The sequence below is a fragment of the Streptomyces sp. NPDC005393 genome (genome assembly GCF_040606675.1).
GTDB lineage: Bacteria > Actinomycetota > Actinomycetes > Streptomycetales > Streptomycetaceae > Streptomyces.
Window position 1 is genome coordinate 1 of record NZ_JBEXFG010000067.1, and the last position, 21,931, is coordinate 21,931.

Consider the following 21,931-nt stretch of genomic DNA (forward strand, 5'->3'; position numbering starts at 1 on the left):
TGAACCTTACGGAGTGGGCGGAAGCGAACGGTGTGCATCGGCAGACCGCGTATCGCTGGTTCCGTGAGGGCAGCGGCCCGGCCGCGGCGGCCGCGGCAGCGGCGGCCGTCTCCGGCAGCGGGGCGGACAGGATGGCGGCGATCTCCGGGCGCGGCTCCGCGGCGGGCGCACAGGGCCCGGGGAGCTCCTTGGCACGTACGGCGCCGGTGATCCACGCGCGGTCGAGGACGCGCCGCTCATCGGCCTCGGCGACGAGGTCCTCGGACTGGTTGTAGTCGCCGTCGGCCGCCTGGACCGCCCAGAGGTGGACGGCGACGCCGTGCTCCTTGGCGGACATCAGGCCGGGCAGCAGATCGCCGTCGCCGGTGACGAGCACGATGTCGGAGCAGGCGCGGTTGCGGGCCAGCTCGGTGAGCTCGGCGTGCATGGCGGCGTCGACGCCCTTCTGGGCCCACCGGCCGTCGCTGCGGGTCAGCGCGCCGAGCCGGACGGTCACCCGGGGCATGACGCGCAGCCGCCGGTGCTCGGGCTGCGGTACCCGGTCGGGGGCGCCGTCGAACCAGTAGATGCGGAGCAGCGGGCGTTCGGTCTCGGCCTCGGCACGCTCTCGCAGCCCCTGGATGAGGGTCGCGTGGTCGACGGAGATACGGGACCGGGCGGGCTCCCCGGCAAGCAGGCTCGCGGCGGCGCCCAGCAGATATCCGGCGTCCACCAGGACGACGCAGCGGTCCACGTTCCACCCTCTTTCCTGACAGTCCAGTCGTCGGTCGCCCGCACACAGCCGTGCCCCGATTTTTTCTTCGTCTTTCTTTTGAGTCTGCCCGACCGTACGGGGGTTATCAGTCCGAACTGGATCACCGGCGTGGCGGATACGGCCTACCTTCGAAGACCCACCCTCTCACTCACCGTAATTGCCCGAAATGCACGGGCCACCGACGCATGTCACTGTTCTTCCCGGAGGGCTTCTCTCCAAAGGGCCCTTCGCGGGGGCTGATCCCAACTGGAGGAACACCACCATGGGCAAGAACAAGAACCGCGATCGCAAGCAGCGGCAGGAAGCGCAGCAGCAGCGGCAGAACCGCGGTATGGCCGACCGCCCCGCCGAGCAGGCGCAGCAGTCCTCGGTGGAAGCGCAGTCCCAGCAGACGCGGTCGGAGGGCGGCCCCTCGACGGCGCGCAAGGACCGGCAGAAGAGTTTCGGCCACAACTGACCCGCCGCGTCACGCGGTTGAGGGGCGCGCCTGGTCCGGGCGCGCCCCTTGTGCACGGGTCACCTCGTACGGGCGCTCAGCCCGCCAGGCAGGACGCCCCCAGCAGCACCTTGAGGTCGCCGAAGAGCGCCGGGTCGGGGGTGACCCGGTGCCGGTCGAGCCGGAGCACGGTGGTCTTCCGCGCCCCTTGGAGCTTGATCCGCACCTCGGTGGAGCCGCGGTGGTGGGTGAGCACCTCGCCGAGCTTCTCGACCAGCGGCGGGGTGACCTTGACGGTCGGGATGGTGATCGTCACGGGCGCGTTGGCCGATGCCTCGGACAGATCGGGGACCATGAGCTCCATGGCGACGAGCCGGGGGACGTCCTCGCGCTTGTCGAGCCGGCCCTTGACGAAGACGACGGCGTCCTCGACCAACTGGGTGGACACCAGCTGATAGGTGGCCGGGAAGAACATGCACTCGAGGGAACCGGCCAGGTCCTCCACCGTGGCGATGGCCCAGGCGTTGCCCTGCTTGGTCATCTTGCGCTGGAGGCCGGAGATGATCCCACCGATGGTCACGATCGCGCCGTCCGCGTGCTCACCCCCGGTGAGCTGAGCGATCGCGGCATCCGCCTTCTCGTTCAGCACATGCTCGACACCGAACAGCGGATGGTCGGAGACATACAGGCCGAGCATCTCGCGCTCCTGGGCCAGCAGATACGCCTTGTCCCATTCGATGTCGGAGAATTCGACGTCGAGCCCGAAGCCCGGTCCGTCGCCGCCCCCGTCGTCGCCGCCCGCGCCGCCGAAGAGGTCGAACTGCCCCTCGGCCTCCTTGCGCTTCACCGCCACCACGTTGTCGATCATCGTCTCGTAGTGCGCGGTCAGGCCTTTACGGGTGTGGCCCATCTCGTCGAAGGCGCCCGCCTTGATCAGCGATTCGGTGGTGCGCTTATTGCAGACGACCGCCTCGACCTTGTCCAGATAGTCGGGGAAGGAGGTGTACTTCCCCTTGGACTTACGACCACGGATGATCGCTTCCACCACGTTCTGACCGACGTTACGGACCGCCGTGAGGCCGAAGAGGATCACATCATCACCCTGGGCGGTGAAGTTGGCCTCCGACTCATTGACGTTCGGCGTGAGCACCTTGATGCCCATGCGCCGGCATTCGTTGAGGTAGACCGCCGACTTGTCCTTGTCGTCCCGCACCGAGGTGAGCAGCGCCGCCATGTACTCGGCGGGGTAGTTGGCCTTGAGGTACGCGGTCCAGTAGGTGACCAGGCCGTACGCGGAGGAGTGCGCCTTGTTGAACGCGTATCCGGCGAACGGGACCAGCACATCCCACACCGCCTGGATGGCCTCGTCGGAGTAGCCCTTGTCGCGGGCCCCCTTCTGGAAGTTGACGAACTCCTTCTGCAGCACCTCGGGCTTCTTCTTGCCCATCGCCCGGCGCAGCAGGTCGGCCTGGCCGAGCGAGTAGCCCGCGAGCACCTGGGCGGCCTTCTGCACCTGCTCCTGGTAGACGATGAGGCCGTAGGTGATCCCGAGGACCTCCTTGAGCGGCTCCTCCAGCTCGGGGTGGATCGGGGTGATCTCCTGCTGCCCGTTCTTCCGCAGCGCGTAGTTGATATGCGAGTTCATGCCCATCGGGCCCGGCCGGTAGAGGGCCGAGACGGCGGAAATGTCCTCGAAGTTGTCGGGCTTCATCATGCGCAGCAGGGAGCGCATGGGGCCGCCGTCGAACTGGAAGACGCCGAGCGTGTCACCACGGCAGAGGAGTTCGAAGGTCTTGGGGTCGTCCAGGGTCAGATCGAGCAGCGTCAGATCGACGCCCTTGTTGGCGCGCACCATCTTGACGGCGTCGTCCATGATGGTGAGGTTGCGCAGGCCCAGGAAGTCCATCTTCAGCAGGCCGAGCGACTCACAGGTGGGGTAGTCCCACTGGGTCACGACCTGGCCGTCGTTCTTCGGGGAGAAGACCGGCACATGGTCGGTGACCGTCTCGCTCGACATGATCACGCCCGCGGCGTGCACACCCATCTGGCGCACCAGGCCCTCGATACCGCGCGCGGTGTCGATGACCTTCTTCACGTCCGGCTCGTTCTCGTACATCCCGCGCACCTCGCCCGCCTCGCTGTAGCGGGGGTGCTTGGAGTCGGTGATGCCGGAGAGCGGGATGCCCTTGCCGAGGACATCGGCGGGCATCGCCTTGGTGATGCGGTCGCCCATCGCGTACGGGTAGCCCAGCACGCGCGCGGAGTCCTTGATCGCGTTCTTGGCCTTGATGGTGCCGTACGTACCGATCTGGGCCACCTTGTCGTGGCCGTATTTCTCGGTGACGTACCGGATCACCTCACCGCGCCGACGCTCGTCGAAGTCGATGTCGACATCGGGCATGGAGACACGCTCGGGGTTGAGGAACCGCTCGAAGATCAGGCCGTGCTCGACCGGGTCGAGGTCGGTGATGCCCATCGCGTACGAGACGATCGAGCCGGCCGCGGAGCCACGGCCGGGGCCGACCGCGATGCCGTTGTTCTTCGCCCACATGATGAAGTCGGCGACCACGAGGAAGTAGCCGGGGAACCCCATCTGGATGATGACGTCCATCTCGTACTCGACCAGCTTCTGCCGGTCCTCGGGGACGCCGCCCGGGAAGCGCCGGGCCATCCCCTTCTTGACCTCCTCCTGGAACCAGGAGACCTCGGTGTAGCCCTCGGGCACGTCGAAGCGCGGCATCAGGTCGCGCTTCTCGAACCACCCGGTGTTGTCGATCTGCTCGGCCACCAGGAGCGTGTTGGCACACCCCTCCTGCCAGGCGTCGGAGGAGTCGATCGCGTACATCTCCTCCGTCGACTTCAGGTAGTAGCCGGTGCCGTTGAAGCGGAAGCGGTCCGGATCGGAGAGGTTCTTGCCGGTCTGGACGCACAGCAGCGCGTCGTGCGCCTCGGACTCGCGGGAGTAGGTGTAGTGCGAGTCATTGGTGACCAGCGGCGGGATGCCGAGCTTCTTGCCGACCTCCAACAGCCCGTCCCGGACCCGGCGCTCGATCTCGATGCCGTGGTCCATCAGCTCCAGGAAGTACCGGTCCTTGCCGAAGATGTCCTGGTACTCGGAGGCGGCCTTGACGGCCTCGTCGAACTGGCCGAGCCGCAGCCGGGTCTGCAGCTCACCCGACGGGCAGCCGGTGGAGGCGATCAGCCCCTCGGACCACTGGGAGATGGTCTCCTTGTCCATACGCGGCCACTTGACGAAATAGCCCTCCATATAGGCGTCCGAGGAGAGCCGGAAGAGATTGTGCAGACCGGTCTTGTTCGCCGCCCAGATCGTCTTGTGGGTGTAACCACCGGAACCGGAGACGTCATCGCGCTTCTGGTGCGGCTGGCCCCACTGGACACGCCGCTTGTAGCGCCGCGACTCGGGCGCGACATACGCCTCGATCCCGATGATCGGGGTGACCCCGGCGCCCGTCGCCTGCTGGTAGAAGTCATACGCCCCGTGGAGGTTGCCATGGTCGGTCATGGCGATGTGGGTCATGCCCATCTCATTGCAGGCGTTGAACATGTCCTTGAGCCGCGCCGCACCGTCCAGCAGCGAGTACTGGGTATGGACATGCAGGTGCGTGAAGGGCGGCTTGGTCACGGTGAAAGACCTCCGGCGAACAATCGATGACGGCACGGCGAGACAGCTCCGAAGGTTACCCCTCCGCACTGACAGCGGCGGGGCACTCACGGGTAGCCTCAGGCGTTGATCCCCACGGGTCGTCCGCTCTCCCGGCGCGCCCGGCGAGAGGGAAAATACCCTGTCGTATCTGTCACCCCGGCCCGATCTCTCATGCCCTCAGGAGGCGTCCCGCGATGTCGACCCAGCAGACCCAGGCGGAGCAGCGCGGCGAGCACATCCTCGCCGTATTCGACACCGCCTTCGGCGAGCTGCTCGCCGCCGACCCGGCCGCCTTCCGCGTCAAGTTCCGGAAGATGGCCGCCTCGGCGTTCGCGTTCTACCGCGGCACCGCCTGTCTGTTCTATTCCGATGTGGAGCGGGAGCGCGGCGGCGGCCCGTACCTGGACGACCGCACCAGCCGGGTGTGGATCCACGGCGACCTCCACGCGGAGAACTTCGGCACCTATATGGACGCCAACGGACGGCTGATCTTCAATGTGAACGACTTCGACGAGGCGTACGTCGGCCCCTTCACCTGGGACCTGAAGCGCTTCGCCGCCTCCGTGGCGCTCATCGGCTACACCAAGGCGCTCAGCGACGAGAAGATCACCGAGCTGGTGCGGACGTACGCCGGCGCCTACCGCGAGCGGATCCACGCGCTGGCCACCGGCGCCAAGAACGACGAGGTGCCGCCCTTCACGCTGGAGACCGCCGAGGGCCCGCTGCTCGACGCGCTGCGTGACGCCCGCTCGCTGACCCGCTTCGGGCTGCTCGACTCGATGACCGAGATCCGCGACTTCGAGCGCCGCTTCGCGGCCGGCGGCGGGTCCATCGAGCTGGACGCGGCCACCCGCTACAAGGTCCTGGCCGCCTTCGACGGCTATCTGGAGACGCTCCCCGAGCCCAGTCTCGCGCGCCCGGACTCCTACCGCGTCAAGGACGTCGTCGGCCGCCGGGGCATCGGCATCGGCAGTGCCGGGCTGCCCTCGTACAACATCCTTCTGGAGGGCAACAGCGACGCCCTGGAGAACGATGTGGTGATCTACATGAAGCAGGCGCAGACCCCCGCGGTCTCCCGGCACATCACCGATGAGCAGGTGCGCGCGTACTTCCAGCACGAGGGCCACCGCACGGTGATCTCGCAGCGCGCGCTGCAGGCCCACGCCGACCCGTGGCTGGGCTGGACCGAGCTGGACGGCGCGGGGCAGCTGGTCGCCGAGGTGTCGCCGTACGCGGTGGACCTCGACTGGTCGGACATCGACGACCCGGCCGAGATCGCGGCGGTCGTGGCCGACCTGGGGCGGGCGACGGCCACCATGCACGCCGCCGCCGACGACCAGAGCGGCCACTCGCTGGTGCCGTTCTCCACCGAGCGCGCCATCGACGCGGTGATCGCCGCCGACGAGGACGGCTTCGCGGAGCTTCTGGTGGACTTCGCGCACTCCTACGGCGCCCGCGCCCGGGCCGACCACCAGATCTTTGTGGACCTTTTCCGCAACGGCCGCATTCCGGGGCTCTGAGCGCCCCCGCCGATAGCCGTGGTCCCGCTCGCCCCTCTATCGTTACCGGGCATGTGGCCTGGACAGCAGCCGCCGGGGGGCGAGCAGAACCCGCAGCACCATCCGTATCAGCAGCCGGGGTACCCGCCACCGCCGCCGAACGGACCGCCGGGCTTCCCGCCCGGCCCACCGCCGCCGGGGGCCGGGCAGCGCAGGGCCGGGCTCACGGCCGTCGTGGCGGTGGCGGCGGCCGCCGCCGTGGTCGCGGCCGTTCTCGTGATCACGGATGACGGCGGCGGCTCCGGCCGCGGCGGCGCCTCCCAGGCCCAGCCCTCCCTCCCGGGAGCGGACTCCGGCGACGCCGGGGGCAGCGGTGGCGGCGGGGGCAGCGGTGGCGGCAGCGGGAAGCTCGTCACGCCCGCCCACAGCTCCGGTCCGAGCGGCACCACCCTGCTGATCGGCCGGCCGGGTACGGGCCACACCCTCGACGTCTACGAGGATCTGCGCTGCCCGCCGTGCGCGATGTTCGAGCAGAGCGTCGGCACCACCCTCCGCAAGGACATCGAGGACGGCAGGTACCAGGCGTCCTTCCACTTCGCCGCCCTCATCGACAAGAACCTGGGCGGCAGCGGCTCCACGAACGCACTGAGCGCGCTCGGCGCGGCACTGAACGTGAGCACGGACGCCTTCATGGACTACAAGGCGGCCCTGCTGTCCCCGCAAAACCACCCCGAGGAGTCGAAGGACGCGTACGCCGACGACAGCTATCTGCTGAACGTCGCCAAGGAGGTGCCCGCCTTGGTGGACAGCGCCTCCTTCCGGAAGGACGTGACCGACGGCACCTACGACCGCTGGGCCCAGGAGATGGCCTCGGCCTTCGACAAGACCGGGGTGGACGCCACGCCCACCGTCAAGCTCGACGACACCACCCTCACCGGGAGCAGCGGCGACACCCCCATGGCCGCGACGGACTTCACCTTGGCGGTGAACACACAGCTGGACGGCGGATAGCCGCCCCCCGGGGGGCGGCTCTTAATGGCACCCCTACGGCCGATCGTGGCAAAATGCGAGGTCTATGGACGGCACCGGACCACAGCTGAGGACCGTGCGCGCGGCGCTCTTCACAGCGCTGTGCGTCACCCTGTCCTCGGCGTCCCATGTGCTGCTGTCGCGCACTCCCCTGCCGCTGAGCAGCGTCGGCGCGCTCTCGGTCGCCGTTTTCGCCCTCGCGTATGCCCTCGCGGGCCGGGAGCGCGGCTTCTGGAGCATCGCCGCCCTGCTCATCCCGCTGGAGCTCGCCGCCGACACGATCTTCACCACCGGCCAGGACGCCTGTTACGGGCAGTCCGGCGGCCCCGTGGCGGGCTCCCTGCGCTCCATGGGCGTCAATCTGCTGTGCGGCAGCGGCGACCTCGGCACCCCGCTGACCCGAGTCGCCCAGCCGGGCCCCGGCACCCCGCTCTCGGCCACCGTGAGCTCGGCCACGCCCTGGCTGCTGCTCACCGCGCATATCGCGGTGGGCCTGATCGCCTCGGCCTGGCTGCGGCGCGGTGAGGCCGCCGTGGGCCGGCTGCTGGGCGCGCTGGCCGGTCTCGCCTTCCGGCCGCTGCTGCTGGCCGTCGCGGCGGTCACCGCATCCCCGCGGGCCCCGCGCCCGGCCGTGCGGCCCGTACGCCCGGTGCGTCCGGCACCGGGGCTCCCTCTCCTCGTGCACTCCGTCGTGCGTCGTGGGCCGCCCCGCTCCGCCGTCGCCTGAGCACAGCGGTCCACACCCCCGTACGCATTACTGACGACGCACAACGACGGAGATCGATCAATCATGAGCAACCGCAATAACCACCAGAACAAGCAGGCCGCGCGTGAGCGGCTGCGTGCCGAGCGCGAGCGCCAGGCCAAGAGGGACCGGATGCGCCGCCAGCTGTTCGTCGGCGGCGCGGTCGTCGCGGCCCTCGCGATAGCCGGCGGCATAGGCTACGCCGTCACCAATATGAACGGCGGCGACAACGCCAGCCAGAAGTGGAAGGCGGAGGCCAAGAAGACCAAGCTGGTGACGCCCGCCAATGCCACCGGCCCGCAGGGCACCACGGTCGTCATCGGCGAGAAGAAGGCCAAGAACACCCTGCATGTCTACGAGGACATGCGCTGCCCGGTCTGCGCCCAGTTCGAGCAGCTCACCGGGAAGACCGTGCTCAAGGACATCAAGGACGGCACCTTCAAGGCGCAGTTCACGATGGGCACCTTCCTCGACAACAACAAGCAGATGCCCGCGGCCGGTTCGAAGAACGCGCTGAGCGCGCTCGGCGCCGCCCTCAACGTCAGCCCGAACGCCTTCCTGGACTACAAGGCGGCGCTCTACTCGCAGAAGAACCACCCGGACGAGACCAAGGACACCTTCGCGGACGACCAGAAGCTGATCTCCATCGCTCAGGAGGTCAAGGAGCTCAAGGGCAACAAGAGCTTCGAGAAGGCCGTGAAGAACGGCACCTACGACCGGTGGGCGCTGGCCATGTCCAAGACCTTCGACGACACCAAGGACGTCACCGGCACGCCGACCTTCAAGCTCAACGGCAAGAAGCTGGTGACGAACCAGCAGGGCAACCCGCCGATGACTCCGGACCAGTTCACCCCGCTCGTCCAGCAGGGGCTCAAGAAGTAGCGGAAAGCACCGCTTCCGGCGGGCCGGCGGGCGTGCCCTGACGGCATGCCCGCCGCCCCGTCCCGGCGGCTACAGGTGAGCGACCATGTCCCAAGAACCCTGTCCCTTGGGGCTACTTGCCAGTAATGTCGTCGGCCGTGACCGACCACCACATATCGCGCCGACGCGCCGTCACGGCCGCGGCGGCCACCGCCGCCCTGCTGCCGCTCGCCTCCGGGCTCACCGCCCACGCCGCCACCGGCCCCGCCTTTCTGCACGGCGTGGCCTCCGGCGACCCGCTGCCCGACGGGATCCTGCTGTGGACCCGTATCACGCCCACCCCGGACGCCGTACCCGGCTCAGGGCTGGGCCCGTCCCTCGAGGTGACCTGGGAGGTCGCCGAGGACAACGACTTCCGTACGGTCGCGGCCCACGGCACCGTCAAGGCCACCGCCGACGCCGACCACACCGTCAAGGCCGATGTGCGCGGACTGAGGCCCGCCACCGACTACTTCTACCGCTTCGGCGTGGACGGCGGCGTCCGCTCCCCCGTGGGGCGCACCCGTACCACCCCCGCGCACGACGCCGCCACGGACGGCGTCCGCTTCGGCGTGGTCTCCTGCGCCAACTGGGAGGCGGGCTACTTCTCCCCCTACCGCCATCTGGCCGCCCGCACCGACCTGGACGCGGTCCTCCACCTCGGCGACTACATCTACGAGTACAAGAGCGGCGAGTACCCCGCGCAGAAGTACGTCGTCCGCCGGCACGACCCCACGCACGAGATCATCACCCTCGCCGACTACCGCACGCGGCACGGGAAGTACAAGACCGACGCCGACGCACAGGCGCTGCACGCCGCGCTGCCGCTCATCGCCATCTGGGACGACCACGAGTTCGCCGACAACGCCTGGTCGGGCGGCGCGGAGAACCATTCACCGGACGTCGAGGGCGAGTGGGCGCAGCGGATGGCCGCCGCGAAGCAGGCGTACTTCGAGTGGATGCCGGTGCGCCCCTCCACCCAGGGCACCACCTACCGGCGGCTGCGCTACGGCGCCCTCGCCGACCTCCATCTGCTCGATCTGCGCTCGTTCCGCTCCCAGCAGGCGTCCACCGGAAGCGGCACGGTGGACGACCCGGACCGTACGCTCACCGGGCGCGCCCAGCTCGACTGGCTCAAGTCGGGCCTGACCGCCTCGGACACCACCTGGCGGCTGGTGGGCAACTCGGTGATGATCTCGCCCGTCGCCTTCGGCTCCCTCCCCGCCGATCTGCTGGGCCCGCTCACCGAGCTGCTCGGGCTGCCCAAGGGCGGGCTGGCCATCAACACCGACCAGTGGGACGGCTATACGGACGACCGGCGCGAGCTGCTCGCCCATCTCACCGACCATGCCATCGGCAACACCGTCTTCCTCACCGGTGACATCCATATGGCGTGGGCCAACGACGTTCCGGTGAAGGCCGCCACCTATCCGCTCTCCAGGTCCGCCGCGACCGAGTTCGTGGTCACCTCGGTGACCTCCGACAACCTCGACGATCTGCTGCATGTGGCGCCGCACACGGTGTCGCCGGCCGCGGCCGGCGCGATCAGGGCCGCCAACCGCCATGTGAAATGGGTGGACATGGACTCCCACGGCTACGGCGTGCTCGATGTCACCCCACAGCGGGCCCAGATGGACTTCTACACCGTCTCCGACCGGACCGACCCGCGCGCCACCTCGTCCTGGGTCCGGTCGTACCGTACGCCCGCCGGCACCCAGCGGATCGAGCGCGCCGACAAGCCGGTGCGCTGACGCGTCCGTACGGCCCGATTCACAGGTCGGCCAGGAAGCCGAGCGCCACCCGCCAGGTGGCCTCGGCGGCCTCCTTGTCGTAGTCCGGCAGCTCCGGGTCGGTGAACAGATGCCCGGCCCCGGGGTAGCGGAAGACCTCCACATCCGCCCCGGCCCGCCGCATCCGCAGATACCAGGCGCTCAGCCAGTCGTGCGGCTCGAACGGGTCGGGGTCGGCCACATGCAGCTGCACCGGCAGCTCGTCGGTCGCCGCGTCGTCGGCGATGTCCGAGGTCCCGTGGAGCAGCAGCAGCCCACGCGCCTTGTTGTCGCCCAGCGCGAGGTTCTGCGCGACCGACCCGCCGAGCGAGAAGCCCGCGTAGACGAGCCCTCGGTCCGAATAGGGCGCCGCCGCCGTGATGGCCCGCTTGAGCAGCTCCTCCCGGCCGATCCGCTCCCTGATGGCCATGCCTTCCTCGACGGTCCCGGCCGTCCGCCCCTCGTACAGATCGGGCACGATCACCTCATGCCCGGCCGCGCGCAGCCGGTCGGCCGCCGCGTGCACCGCGGGCCGCAGCCCGTACGCGGAGTGGAACAGCAGAATCGTCGAAGCACCGGCCACCGCAGTCACTTCCCTTTCCGTGCGTGGAACGCGACTTTCCCTGGATCGCGCTGATCCCATCGTGCCAGTTACGGTCTGGGGAAGCCTGATCCGGGGAAGACGGGACATCTGGGAGACTCCCGGAGGGAAGGATGAGGTAAGTGTCCATGGAGGACGTGCTGCGTCCGCTCATCGTCATCGGCGGCTCACTGGCCATCACGCTGTTCATCGGCTGGGCCGCCGACTGGCTGCTGCGGAGGACCGCCGCCCGGCACTCGGAGACCCCGCTGTGGGGCCTGCTGCGGCGCTGTCGGCTTCCGCTGCAGGTGACGGTGTGCACGGCGCTGCTGAGCGGTTCGTACGACAAGACACAAGCGAAGATCGTCCAGCAGCACGGCTCGGCCGTCTCCCAGCTGCTCGCGCTGGTGCTGATCGCGGCGACCGCCTGGCTTGTGGTGCGGGTCTCGTCGGCGATCGTGGAGTCCTCGTACTCCCGCTACGCCGCCAGCGCGCACGACGCGGCGCGGGTGCGGCGGGTGCGCACCCAGGTGACGCTGATCCAGCGCGTGGTGACCGCGGTCGTGGGGGTCGTGGCGGTCTCGGCCATGCTGTTGACCTTCCCCGCGATGCGCACCATCGGCACCTCCATGCTGGCCTCCGCCGGCCTCGTCGGCATCGTCGCCGGTATCGCCGCCCAGTCCACTCTGGGCAATCTCTTCGCCGGGCTGCAGATCGCCTTCGGCGACATGGTGCGGATCGGCGACACGGTGGTCGTGGACGGCGAATGGGGCACGGTCGAGGAGATCACGCTGACCTTCCTGTCCGTACGGACCTGGGACGAGCGCCGGATCACCATGCCGGTGTCGTACTTCACGGCCAAGCCCTTCGAGAACTGGTCGCGGGGCGGCACCCAGAAGATGGGCACGGTCTTCTTCCACCTCGACCACACCGCCCCGATCGAGGAGATGCGGGAGCGGCTGCGCGAGATCGTGCAGAAGTCCCCGGCGTGGGACGGCCGGGACTGGAGCCTGGTGGTGACGGACACCACCCCGAGCACGATCGTGGTCCGCGCGCTGGTCACGGCGCGGGACTCGGATGACGCGTGGACGGTGCGGTGCGCGGTGCGCGAGAAGATGATCACGTGGCTGCGGGAGGCGCATCCGTACGCGCTGCCCCGCATCGCGACGGCCCCGGCCGTCCAGCCGGTCCGGCACCGTGAGCGGGAGCCGGAGCGCGAGGACCACTTCGCCCGCTTCGACAACGACCTCCGCAAGGAAGCCCCTCACTCAGGGCGCGGCTAGCGGGAAAAATCCAGCCCGCCAGGGGGCGGCGCGGGGCGGCGGTGCCCCGGATCCGGGTCCCGGGGCGGTGCCCCGGGACGGGGGCGCCCGCTACAGCGGCCTGCGCATCGCGCGGTGGGGGATGCCGCTGCCTTCCTCGAATTCCGGGCCGTACGCCGCGTACCCCAGCCGCTCGTAGAAGCCGAGCGCATGGGTCTGGGCCTCCAGGTAGACCTCGGCGAGGCCGCGCCGGCGGGCCTCCTCCTCGGCGGCGCGGACCAGCGCCGCGCCCAGGCCGGTGCCGCGCGCGGCGCCCGTGACGGCGAGGCGGCCGAGGACGGCCGTGGTGGTGCCGTCGACGCCGGCGTGGGCGTACTTCTTGTCGGCGGCGGCGCCGTGCAGAAAGCGGACGGTGCCCACGGGCCGGCCCGTGGGGTCGGTTGCGAGGAGGTGGACAGCGTGCGCGTCGTACGCGTCCATCTCCTCCGCCTCGGGGATCCGCTGCTCGACGACGAAGACCTCGCGCCGGACCGCGAAGCAGCCCGACAGATCCCCGTCGGGCGCCACTGCCTCGATCACGCGCTCTCCGCGCGCACGGTGTCCAGCGCCCGCTGCAGATCCTCCGGGTAGGGGCTCTCGAACTCGACCCAGCCGCCGCCCCCCGGGTGCTCGAAGCCGAGCCGCATGGCGTGCAGCCACTGCCGGGTCAGCTTCAGCCGCTTGGCGAGCGTGGGGTCCGCGCCGTACGTCAGGTCGCCGACGCACGGATGGCGGTGGGCGGCCATATGGACGCGGATCTGATGGGTGCGGCCCGTCTCCAGCTTGATGTCCAGCAGGCTCGCGGCCCGGAACGCCTCGATGAGGTCGTAGTGGGTGACGCTCGGCTTGCCGTCGGCCGTCACGGCCCACTTGTAGTCGTGCTGCGGATGGCGCCCGATGGGCGCGTCGATGGTGCCGCTCAGCGGGTCCGGGTGGCCCTGGACCAGCGCGTGGTAGCGCTTGTCGACCGTACGCTCCCGGAACTGCTGCTTGAGCAGGGTGTACGCGCGCTCGGACTTGGCGACGACCATCAGCCCGGAGGTGCCGACGTCCAGCCGGTGCACGATCCCCTGCCGCTCGGCGGCGCCCGAGGTGGAGACGCGGAAGCCCGCGGCGGCGAGCCCGCCGATCACGGTGGGGCCCGTCCAGCCGGGGCTGGGGTGGGCGGCGACGCCGACCGGCTTCACGATCACCACGATGTCGTCGTCGTCATGCACGATCTCCATGCCCTCGACGGGCTCGGCGACGACCCGCACCGGCTGCGCGGCCTGCGGCATCTCCACCTCGAGCCAGGCGCCCCCGGAGACCCGGTCGGACTTCCCGGCGACACTGCCGTCGACCTGCACCTTCCCGGCAGTGGCCAGCTCGGCCGCCTTGGTCCGCGAAAAGCCGAACATCCGGGCGATCGCGGCATCGACGCGTTCGCCCTCCAGGCCGTCGGGTACGGGCAGGGTGCGGATCTCAATACTCACCCGATGAGTATGCCGGACCGCGAGCACCGGTTCGTACGCCTGTCGTACACCGGCCGTACGTACCAGGCCGTGCGCCGGCCGGGCGTCAGTCCTTGTGGATCGTGCCGTCCGGGTCCAGACCGCGGAAGGACAGGATCACGATCAGGAAGCCGCCGCAGACGATCGCCGAGTCGGCGAGGTTGAAGACCGCGAAGTGGGCGGGCGCGATGAAGTCCACGACCGCGCCCTGCAGATCTCCGGGCGCGCGGAAGATCCGGTCGGTGAGATTGCCGAAGGCCCCGCCGAGCAGCAGTCCGAGCGCGATGGCCCACGGCAGGCTGTAGAGCTTGCGGGCCAGCCGCGCGATCACCACGATCACTCCGACCGCGATCACCGTGAAGACGATGGTCATGGCCTCGCCGAAGCCGAAGGCCGCGCCCCGGTTGCGGATCACCTCGAACTGCAGCCAGGTGCCGATCACCTCCACCGGCGCGTGGTGCTCCAGTTCGGCAACCACGGCCAGCTTGCTGACCAGGTCGAGGAGGTACGCGAAGGCGGCGACCGCGAGGAGCACCCCCACCCGGCGCTTCCCCCTGCTTCCGGCCGCGGCCGCGTCAGCGCCGGCACCGGCGCCTTCCTCGGCCTTCCCCGCGTCTGGCGTACCGATGGCCTGCTCCGCCTCTGTCACGTGAGTCCCTCAACCTCGTCCGGGCCAGTCTCCCCCTATGAGGGACGAGGGTACGGCACACGCGTACGGAGGGTCAGCGGCGCTCCTCGCGCTGTTTGCACTCGACGCACAGCGTGGCCCTCGTGAACGCCTGCATCCGGGCCTTGCCGATCGGCTTGCCGCAGTTCTCGCACAGCCCGTACGTCCCGGCGTCCAGCCGCTCCAGGGCGCGCTCGGTCTGCAGCAGCATCTCGCGGGCGTTGCCGGCCAGGGCCATCTCGTGCTCGCGGGTGATGTTCTTGGTGCCGGTGTCGGCCTGGTCGTCGCCCGCACCGTCCCCCGAGTCGCGCATCAGCCCGGTGATCGCCTCCTCGGAGGCGAGGATCTCGGTGCGCAGCCGGCCGGCCTCGGTCAGCAGCTCGGTGCGCGCCTCGTCCACCTCCTCCGCGGACCAGGGCTCCTCCCCGGGGCGTACCGGGAGCTCGCCGGGGTCGACGGGGTTGCCCGCCGCACGGGCCTTGGGCAGGGGGGGCGCCGTCGTTGTAGCCTTCTTCTCGGTCGGCGCACCACCCGGGTTCTTCTTCGCAACCACTTTCCTGGCTCCCGTCTTCTTCGCGGGCACCGCCTTCTTGGCGGATGCGGCCTTCTTGGTTGTGGTCTTCTTGGCCGGCGCGACCGTCTTGGCGGATGCGTTCTTCCTGGCGGGCGCGGTGGCCTTCTTTGTCGGTGCGCTCTTCTTCGCGGCCTTCGCGGTCGCCTCCGTGGCGTTCCTGGCGGCCGCCGCGGTCTGTTTCACCGCCTTTTTGACGGACTTCTTTACGGCCTTCTCGCCCGAACCCGAGGTGCTCTTCCTGACGGGCGCGGCCTTCTTCGCCTTCGCCGTGCTCTTCTGCACGGCGGTCTTCCTCGCCACCATGGCCGCGGCCCCTTCACATATTGTGATCTTGCTCGCGAATCGTTCCGGAACGATAAATCGACTCCGGGCACGCGGCAACGGGGCACGCCGCCCGATTCGCCCGGCTTGCCCGTACGACAACCCGGTCTCCACCGTTGTGCCCCACTCGTCGCCCGGTAATCCGGCCGGGAACCGGTACCGGAGAGTGACGCGCCGGGACCCGCGGACTGCAGCACCCGGCGTATCGCCATTCGGGTCATCTCCCGGTCGGCCCGTACCTCACTCGGCGCAGCGCGGAAATCGGTCGGCGCCGGTCTGCCGTGCCCCGTACACTGGGCGAAGCGAAAGGCTTGGATGGGGACGAGTAGCGTCGTACGCGGCCATGAGCGACCCGGGGACGGTGCGAGCCCGGGGGCGAGCGCGATGTGAAGGATCACCCCGGAGCCGCCGGAAGAACCCCCGCCCAGGGTCAGTAGAACCGGTATCGCGACCCCAATGAGGGGGCCGGGAGCGCACGCCGCTCGCGGCCAAGGAGGGTGGTACCGCGGGAGCCAGCGGCTCTCGTCCCTCCGACGGAACGAAGAGCATGTGTCCGCCGGAGGAAGAGTCCCGATGACGCTGTATCGCCAGGTGCCCGCCCAGGTCGACCTGCCCGCCCTTGAGCACGCCGTGCTCGACTTCTGGCGGGAGAACAAGATCTTCGCCCGCACCCTCGAACAGTCCGAGGGGCGGCCGGAGTGGGTCTTCTACGAGGGCCCGCCCACCGCCAACGGCATGCCGGGCGCCCACCACATCGAGGCCCGCGTCTTCAAGGACGTCTTCCCCCGCTTCCGCACCATGCGCGGCTACCACGTCGACCGTAAGGCCGGCTGGGACTGCCACGGCCTGCCGGTCGAGCTGGCGGTCGAGAAGGAGCTGGGCTTCAACGGCAAGAAGGACATCGAGGCGTTCGGCATCGCCGAGTTCAACGCCAAGTGCCGGGAGTCGGTGACCCGGCACACCGACGCCTTCGCCGAGCTCACCACGCGGATGGGCTACTGGACCGACCTCGACGGCGCCTACTGGACCATGAACCCCGAGTACGTCGAGTCGGTGTGGTGGTCGCTCAAGGAGATCTTCAAGAAGGGGCTGCTGGTCCAGGACCACCGGGTCGCCCCCTGGTGTCCGCGGTGCGGCACCGGTCTGTCCGACCATGAGCTGGCGCAGGGCTACGAGACGGTCGTGGACCCGTCGGTCTATGTCCGCTTCCCGCTGACCTCCGGCCCGCTGGCCGGCCAGGCGGCGCTGCTGGTGTGGACGACCACGCCGTGGACCCTGGTCTCCAACACCGCCGTCGCCGCGCACCCCGATGTGCGCTATGTGGCGGCCACGAACGGCGAGGAGACGCTGGTCGTCGCCGAGCCGCTGCTGGAGAAGGCGCTGGGCGAGGGCTGGACGGCGACCGGGCAGTCGTTCACCGGAGCCGAGATGGAGCGCTGGACGTATGAGCGCCCCTTCTCGCTCGTGGAGATCGAGGACGCCCACTATGTGGTCAACGCCGACTATGTGACGACCGAGGACGGCACCGGTCTGGTCCATCAGTCCCCCGCGTTCGGCGAGGACGACCTCAGGACCTGCCGTGCGTACGGCCTCCCCGTGGTCAACCCGGTCCGGCCCGAGGGCACCTTCGAGGAGGGCCTGGACCTGGTCGGCGGCCAGTTCTTCAAGAAGGCCGACGAGGCGCTGACGGCGGATCTGAAGGCGCGCGGACTGCTCTTCCGGCATCTGCCGTACGAGCACAGCTACCCGCACTGCTGGCGCTGCCACACCGCGCTGCTGTACTACGCCCAGCCGTCCTGGTACATCCGCACCACCGCGGTCAAGGACGCGCTGCTGCGGGAGAACGAGAAGACGAACTGGTACCCGGATTCGGTCAAGCACGGCCGCTACGGGGACTGGCTGAACAACAACATCGACTGGGCGCTGTCGCGCAACCGCTACTGGGGCACCCCGCTGCCCATCTGGCGCTGCGCCGACGACCACCTCACGTGTGTCGCCTCGCTCGCCGAGCTCTCCGAGCTGACCGGCACGGACCAGACGGGGCTGGACCCGCACCGCCCGTACATCGACGAGATCACCTTCACCTGCACCGCCGAGGGCTGCTCCCTGGAGGCCGTACGGGTGCCGGAGGTCATCGACGCCTGGTACGACTCGGGGTCGATGCCGTTCGCGCAGTGGGGCTACCCGTACCGCAACAAGGAGATCTTCGAGAAGCGCTACCCCGCGCAGTTCATCTCCGAGGCCATCGACCAGACCCGCGGCTGGTTCTACACGCTGATGGCGGTCGGCACGCTCGTCTTCGATCAGTCGTCGTATGAGAACGTGGTCTGCCTCGGTCACATCCTGGCCGAGGACGGCCGGAAGATGTCCAAGCATCTGGGCAACATCCTTCAGCCGATCCCGCTGATGGATCGGCACGGCGCCGACGCCGTCCGCTGGTTCATGGCCGCCGGCGGTTCGCCGTGGGCCGCGCGCCGGGTGGGCCACGGCACGATCCAGGAGGTCGTGCGGAAGACTCTTCTCACCTACTGGAACACGGTCGCCTTCCAGGCCCTGTACGCCCGCACCACGGGCTGGGCCCCGGGCGAGGGCGACCCGGCCCCGGCCGAGCGCCCGCTGCTCGACCGCTGGCTGCTGGGCGAGCTGGGCACGCTGACCGAGCAGGTCACCCAGGCCATGGAGGCGTACGACACCCAGCGCGCCGGAAAGCTGCTGTCGGCCTTCGTCGACGACCTGTCCAACTGGTATGTGCGCCGCTCGCGCCGCCGCTTCTGGCAGGGCGACACCGCCGCGCTGCGCACGCTGCACGAGGTCATCGAGACGGTCACCCGGCTGATGGCCCCGCTGGTGCCCTTCATCACCGAGCGGGTCTGGCAGGACCTGGTCGTCCCGGTGGCCCCGGGCGCCCCCGAGTCCGTCCATCTGTCCTCGTGGCCGGAGCCGGACCGGACGATGATCGACCCGGCCCTCTCGGCGCAGATGCTGCTGGTGCGGCGGCTGGTGGAGCTGGGCCGCGCGACCCGCGCCGAGTCCGGCGTGAAGACCCGCCAGCCGCTGTCGCGGGCGCTGGTCGCGGCGTCCGGCTTCCAGCAGCTCTCCACCGAGCTGCGAGCGCAGATCGAGGAGGAGCTGAACGTCTCGTCGCTCGCGGCGCTGAGCGAGGTCGGCGGCTCGCTGGTCGACACCACCGCGAAGGCCAACTTCCGCGCGCTGGGCAAGCGCTTCGGAAAGGGCACCCAGCCGGTCGCCAAGGCGATCGCGGAGGCGGACGCGGCCGCGCTGTCGCTGGCGCTGCGCGAGGGCACGGCGTCTGTGGTCGTGGACGGTGAGACGGTGACCCTCTCTCCCGACGAGGTCATCATCACCGAGACCCCCCGCGAGGGCTGGTCGGTCGCCTCCGACGCGGGCGCCACCGTCGCCCTCGACCTGGAGATCACCCCGGAACTGCGCCGCGCGGGCCTCGCCCGTGATGCGATCCGGCTGATCCAGGAGGCCCGTAAGAACAGCGGTCTGGACGTCGCCGACCGGATCGCGCTGCGCTGGCGGTCGGCGGACGAGGAGCTCCGCCAGGCGCTGACCGACCACGCGGCTCTGATCGCGGACGAGGTCCTCGCCACGGACTTCGCCTCCGGCGGCGGTGACGACACCTACGGCGAGGAGTTCACGGACATCCCGCTGGGCCTCACCTTCCGCCTCCGCAAGGCGTAGACCCCGCCACGCGGGCCGCTTCCTCACCCGCCCCCTCCCGCGGCTCCGCCGCGGGAGGGGGCGGAGTCGTAGGAGGGGTGCAACCTCAATTGAGCAACCCCTACGGCGAGCAACCGGGTGCGCGAGAGCGGCGCCGGCCGAGTGCGCAAAAAGCGGGCCGGGCCCCGGGAGGAAACCTCCCGGGGCCCGGCCCTTTGATTGCCGACGGTCGCGCTTACGCGCGCCGCGTCAGTTGTCGTCCTCGTCGATGAGGAAGCCCCGCATCGGGCTCGGCGCCTGCTGCATCGGCTGCGGACTCTGCGGCCGCACCGGTGCCATCGGCTGGGTCATCGCGGGAGACATCTGCTGCTGGCCGCCGTAGGACGGGGCCCCGCCGTTCTGGTTGTGGCCGCCCATGGACTGGTTGCCGCCCATGGTGTGACCGCCCATCGACCCGGCGCCGGCCGAGGCCATGGAGCCGCTCATCGAGGGGGACGGCGGCAGCGAGGCGGTCGCCGGGGTGCGCGGCGGGGCGAGCGAGTCGTCGGCCTGGTTCTCCAGCTGGCGCAGCTGGCTCTCCAGGTACGACTTCAGCCGCGTGCGGTACTCGCGCTCGAAGCCACGCAGATCCTCGACCTTGCGCTCGAGCGTGGCGCGAGCGGACTCCAGGGAGCCCATCGCGACACGGTGCTTCTCCTGCGCGTCCCGCTCCAGTGCGTCGGCCTTGGCGCGGGCGTCCCGCTCCAGGCCCTCGGCACGGCTACGGGCCTCGCCGACGATCTTGTTGGCCTCGGAACGGGCCTCCGCGATCGCCTGGTCGGCGGTCTGCTGCGCGAGCGAGAGCACGCGCGCGGCGCTGTCGCCACCCGGGCCCTGCCCCGGCTGCGGCAGCTGCGGGCCGCCAGGACCGCCCATCGGGCCACCCATGGGACCGCCGTGGCCCATGGGGCCGTTCTGACCCATCGGGCCGTTCTGACCCATCGGGCCGCCCTGACCCATCTGGCCGGGTCCGCCCTGCTGCATCGGGCCGCCCTGACCCATCGGGCCGTTCTGACCCATCGGGCCGCCCTGACCCATCTGGCCGGGTCCGCCCTGCTGCATCGGCCCGGGGCCGTTCTGGCCCATCGGGCCCGCCGGCAGCTGCGGGGCACCGCCCGGAAGTTGGGGCGGACCACCCATCTGCTGCTGGCCAGGCGGCACCGGCTGCGGTCCGGATATGGCGGCGGGCACAGGGGCGCCGGGCCTCTCCTGCTGTTCCGGAGGCTTGCGCATCCCTTGTTGCTGACTCTGCGCGGCGGCACGCGTCGCGGCGGCCAGCTTGGCCCGCAGGTCCTCGTTCTCCCTGAGCAGGCGGGTCAGTTCGGCTTCGACCTCGTCGAGGAAGGCATCGACCTCGTCCTCGTCATAGCCTTCACGGAGGCGGACGGTCGTGAACTGCTTGTTCCGCACGTCCTCGGGGGTCAACGGCATCTCTACTTCACCTCAACGTAGTCGTCGGCAATCGGCAAGACCGTATCGTTCACACCCTGCTCGCAAAATTGCTCACGACGGTGATCAGGATCCAGACGATGATCATCAGCACGAAGAAGGACAGGTCGAGCGCCACACCCCCGAGACGCAGCGGCGGGATGAACCGCCGCAGGAGCTTGAGTGGCGGATCGGTCACAGTGTAGGTGGCCTCGAGGATGACCACCATCGCCCTACCGGGTTGCCACGAACGCGCGAACTGGAAGACGTAGTCCATCACCAGCCGAAAGATCAGCACGATCAGAAAGCAGTACAGCGCGATGTAGATCACCTGCAGTGCGATGCCCATCCCGCGTGTCCCTCTCCCCTGTCTCGTACTCGGCCTTGCGGCCTCGGATGACTCGATGTTGCCGTGTTGCGTCTCAGCTCTGGTTGAAGAACCCGCCCTCTGCGATACGGGCCTTGTCCTCCGCCGTGACATCGACGTTAGCAGGAGACAACAGGAACACCTTCTGCGTCACTCGCTCAATGCTCCCATGGAGACCGAACACCAGACCGGCAGCAAAGTCGACAAGTCGCTTCGCATCCGTGTCGTCCATCTCGGTCAGATTCATGATCACCGGGGTGCCCTCACGGAAGTGTTCCCCGATAGTACGGGCCTCGTTGTAGGTCCGGGGGTGCAGTGTGGTGATGCGGTACGGCTCCCGCTCGGACACAACCTTGGGCATGATCACAGGTGCGTTCTTCTCCAAGTTCTGACGTTCAGGTGTGATGGACGCCACGGGGGCAATTCGCGCGGGTCGTCCGCTTTCCATCGCAAGTGGGGCCGGTTCACGCTGTGCGGGGGGGTGGACGACTCGCACAGATTCGCCCCTTTCCGGCCGCGGTTCGGTCTCCACTACCTGATGACGCCGACGCTCCCGCTCGGGCTCCGGCTCGGGTTCGAACTCGTCGTCGGGGTCGAACCCCCGGCCGTCGTACCCATCGTCCTCCACGAGGCCGAGGTAGACCGCCATCTTGCGCATCGCGCCGGCCATTCTCTGCGTCC

General features: G+C 69.5%; 18 protein-coding genes. 8 read left to right on the top strand and 10 right to left on the bottom strand.

Annotation, left to right across the window (positions count from 1 at the left end; genetic code table 11):
- On the bottom strand, positions 1-733 hold a 733-nt coding region (locus ABZS71_RS32625; RefSeq protein ID WP_356215815.1), incomplete at its 3' end, for an NYN domain-containing protein.
- Between the two features lie 283 nt (positions 734-1,016).
- On the opposite strand from ABZS71_RS32625, the gene ABZS71_RS32630 reads away from it, so the two are divergent.
- Positions 1,017-1,211 (top strand): hypothetical protein, encoded by a 195-nt coding sequence (locus ABZS71_RS32630; RefSeq protein WP_356215818.1) that lies wholly within the window; start codon positions 1,017-1,019, stop codon positions 1,209-1,211.
- Between the two features lie 76 nt (positions 1,212-1,287).
- Here ABZS71_RS32630 and dnaE read toward each other — a convergent pair whose 3' ends face one another.
- Entirely contained in the window at positions 1,288-4,833 is a 3,546-nt protein-coding gene (gene dnaE, locus ABZS71_RS32635) for a DNA polymerase III subunit alpha (RefSeq protein ID WP_356215820.1), read from the bottom strand.
- 215 nt (positions 4,834-5,048) lie between these two features.
- On the opposite strand from dnaE, the gene ABZS71_RS32640 reads away from it, so the two are divergent.
- From ABZS71_RS32640 to ABZS71_RS32660, 5 genes are all read left to right on the top strand, one after another.
- Positions 5,049-6,374: a DUF2252 domain-containing protein gene (locus ABZS71_RS32640; protein ID WP_356215823.1), complete on the top strand. Its 1,326-nt coding sequence runs from the start codon at positions 5,049-5,051 to the stop codon at positions 6,372-6,374.
- A gap of 51 nt (positions 6,375-6,425) precedes the next feature.
- On the top strand, positions 6,426-7,364 hold the full coding sequence (locus tag ABZS71_RS32645; protein WP_356215825.1) for a thioredoxin domain-containing protein: 939 nt from the start codon (positions 6,426-6,428) through the stop codon (positions 7,362-7,364).
- Between the two features lie 64 nt (positions 7,365-7,428).
- A complete protein-coding gene (locus ABZS71_RS32650) occupies positions 7,429-8,109 on the top strand; it encodes a hypothetical protein (RefSeq protein WP_356215828.1) in 681 nt (226 codons plus the stop codon).
- 63 nt (positions 8,110-8,172) lie between these two features.
- Positions 8,173-9,009 carry a DsbA family protein gene (locus tag ABZS71_RS32655; protein ID WP_355852420.1) on the top strand — a complete coding sequence of 279 codons (837 nt, stop codon included), beginning with the start codon at positions 8,173-8,175 and terminating at the stop codon, positions 9,007-9,009.
- A 125-nt stretch (positions 9,010-9,134) separates the two neighbouring features.
- The gene (locus ABZS71_RS32660; protein ID WP_356215831.1) at positions 9,135-10,778 is read left to right on the top strand and encodes an alkaline phosphatase D family protein; all 1,644 of its coding nucleotides are present in this window, start codon (positions 9,135-9,137) and stop codon (positions 10,776-10,778) included.
- Positions 10,779-10,797: 19 nt separating this feature from the next.
- Here ABZS71_RS32660 and ABZS71_RS32665 read toward each other — a convergent pair whose 3' ends face one another.
- Positions 10,798-11,379: a dienelactone hydrolase family protein gene (locus ABZS71_RS32665; RefSeq protein WP_355852540.1), complete on the bottom strand. Its 582-nt coding sequence runs from the start codon at positions 11,377-11,379 to the stop codon at positions 10,798-10,800.
- Between the two features lie 146 nt (positions 11,380-11,525).
- Between ABZS71_RS32665 and ABZS71_RS32670 the strand changes: the two genes are divergently transcribed.
- Entirely contained in the window at positions 11,526-12,659 is a 1,134-nt protein-coding gene (locus tag ABZS71_RS32670) for a mechanosensitive ion channel domain-containing protein (protein ID WP_355852543.1), read from the top strand.
- A 90-nt stretch (positions 12,660-12,749) separates the two neighbouring features.
- Here the strand turns inward: ABZS71_RS32670 and ABZS71_RS32675 are convergent, their stop codons facing one another.
- From ABZS71_RS32675 to ABZS71_RS32690, 4 genes are all read right to left on the bottom strand, one after another.
- Positions 12,750-13,217, bottom strand: coding sequence for a GNAT family N-acetyltransferase (locus ABZS71_RS32675; protein WP_355852426.1), 468 nt, complete (start codon positions 13,215-13,217; stop codon positions 12,750-12,752).
- Positions 13,214-14,149 carry an RluA family pseudouridine synthase gene (locus ABZS71_RS32680; protein WP_356215833.1) on the bottom strand — a complete coding sequence of 312 codons (936 nt, stop codon included), beginning with the start codon at positions 14,147-14,149 and terminating at the stop codon, positions 13,214-13,216. Before ABZS71_RS32680 ends, ABZS71_RS32675 begins: the two co-directional genes overlap by 4 nt.
- 85 nt (positions 14,150-14,234) lie before the next feature.
- Entirely contained in the window at positions 14,235-14,816 is a 582-nt protein-coding gene (locus tag ABZS71_RS32685) for a signal peptidase II (protein WP_355852432.1), read from the bottom strand.
- Positions 14,817-14,889: 73 nt separating this feature from the next.
- Entirely contained in the window at positions 14,890-15,711 is an 822-nt protein-coding gene (locus ABZS71_RS32690; protein ID WP_356215836.1) for a TraR/DksA C4-type zinc finger protein, read from the bottom strand.
- A gap of 591 nt (positions 15,712-16,302) precedes the next feature.
- Between ABZS71_RS32690 and ileS the strand changes: the two genes are divergently transcribed.
- On the top strand, positions 16,303-19,437 hold the full coding sequence (ileS, locus tag ABZS71_RS32695) for an isoleucine--tRNA ligase (RefSeq protein WP_356215839.1): 3,135 nt from the start codon (positions 16,303-16,305) through the stop codon (positions 19,435-19,437).
- Positions 19,438-19,665: 228 nt separating this feature from the next.
- Here ileS and ABZS71_RS32700 read toward each other — a convergent pair whose 3' ends face one another.
- The 3 genes from ABZS71_RS32700 to sepF all read right to left on the bottom strand — a co-directional run bounded on the left by ABZS71_RS32700 (position 19,666) and on the right by sepF (position 21,920).
- Positions 19,666-20,886, bottom strand: a complete 1,221-nt coding sequence (locus ABZS71_RS32700; protein ID WP_356215842.1) for a DivIVA domain-containing protein — start codon at positions 20,884-20,886, stop codon at positions 19,666-19,668.
- A gap of 49 nt (positions 20,887-20,935) precedes the next feature.
- Entirely contained in the window at positions 20,936-21,232 is a 297-nt protein-coding gene (locus ABZS71_RS32705) for a YggT family protein (RefSeq protein ID WP_355852444.1), read from the bottom strand.
- A gap of 73 nt (positions 21,233-21,305) precedes the next feature.
- The gene (sepF, locus tag ABZS71_RS32710; RefSeq protein ID WP_356215845.1) at positions 21,306-21,920 is read right to left on the bottom strand and encodes a cell division protein SepF; all 615 of its coding nucleotides are present in this window, start codon (positions 21,918-21,920) and stop codon (positions 21,306-21,308) included.
- Positions 21,921-21,931: the final 11 nt, after the last annotated feature.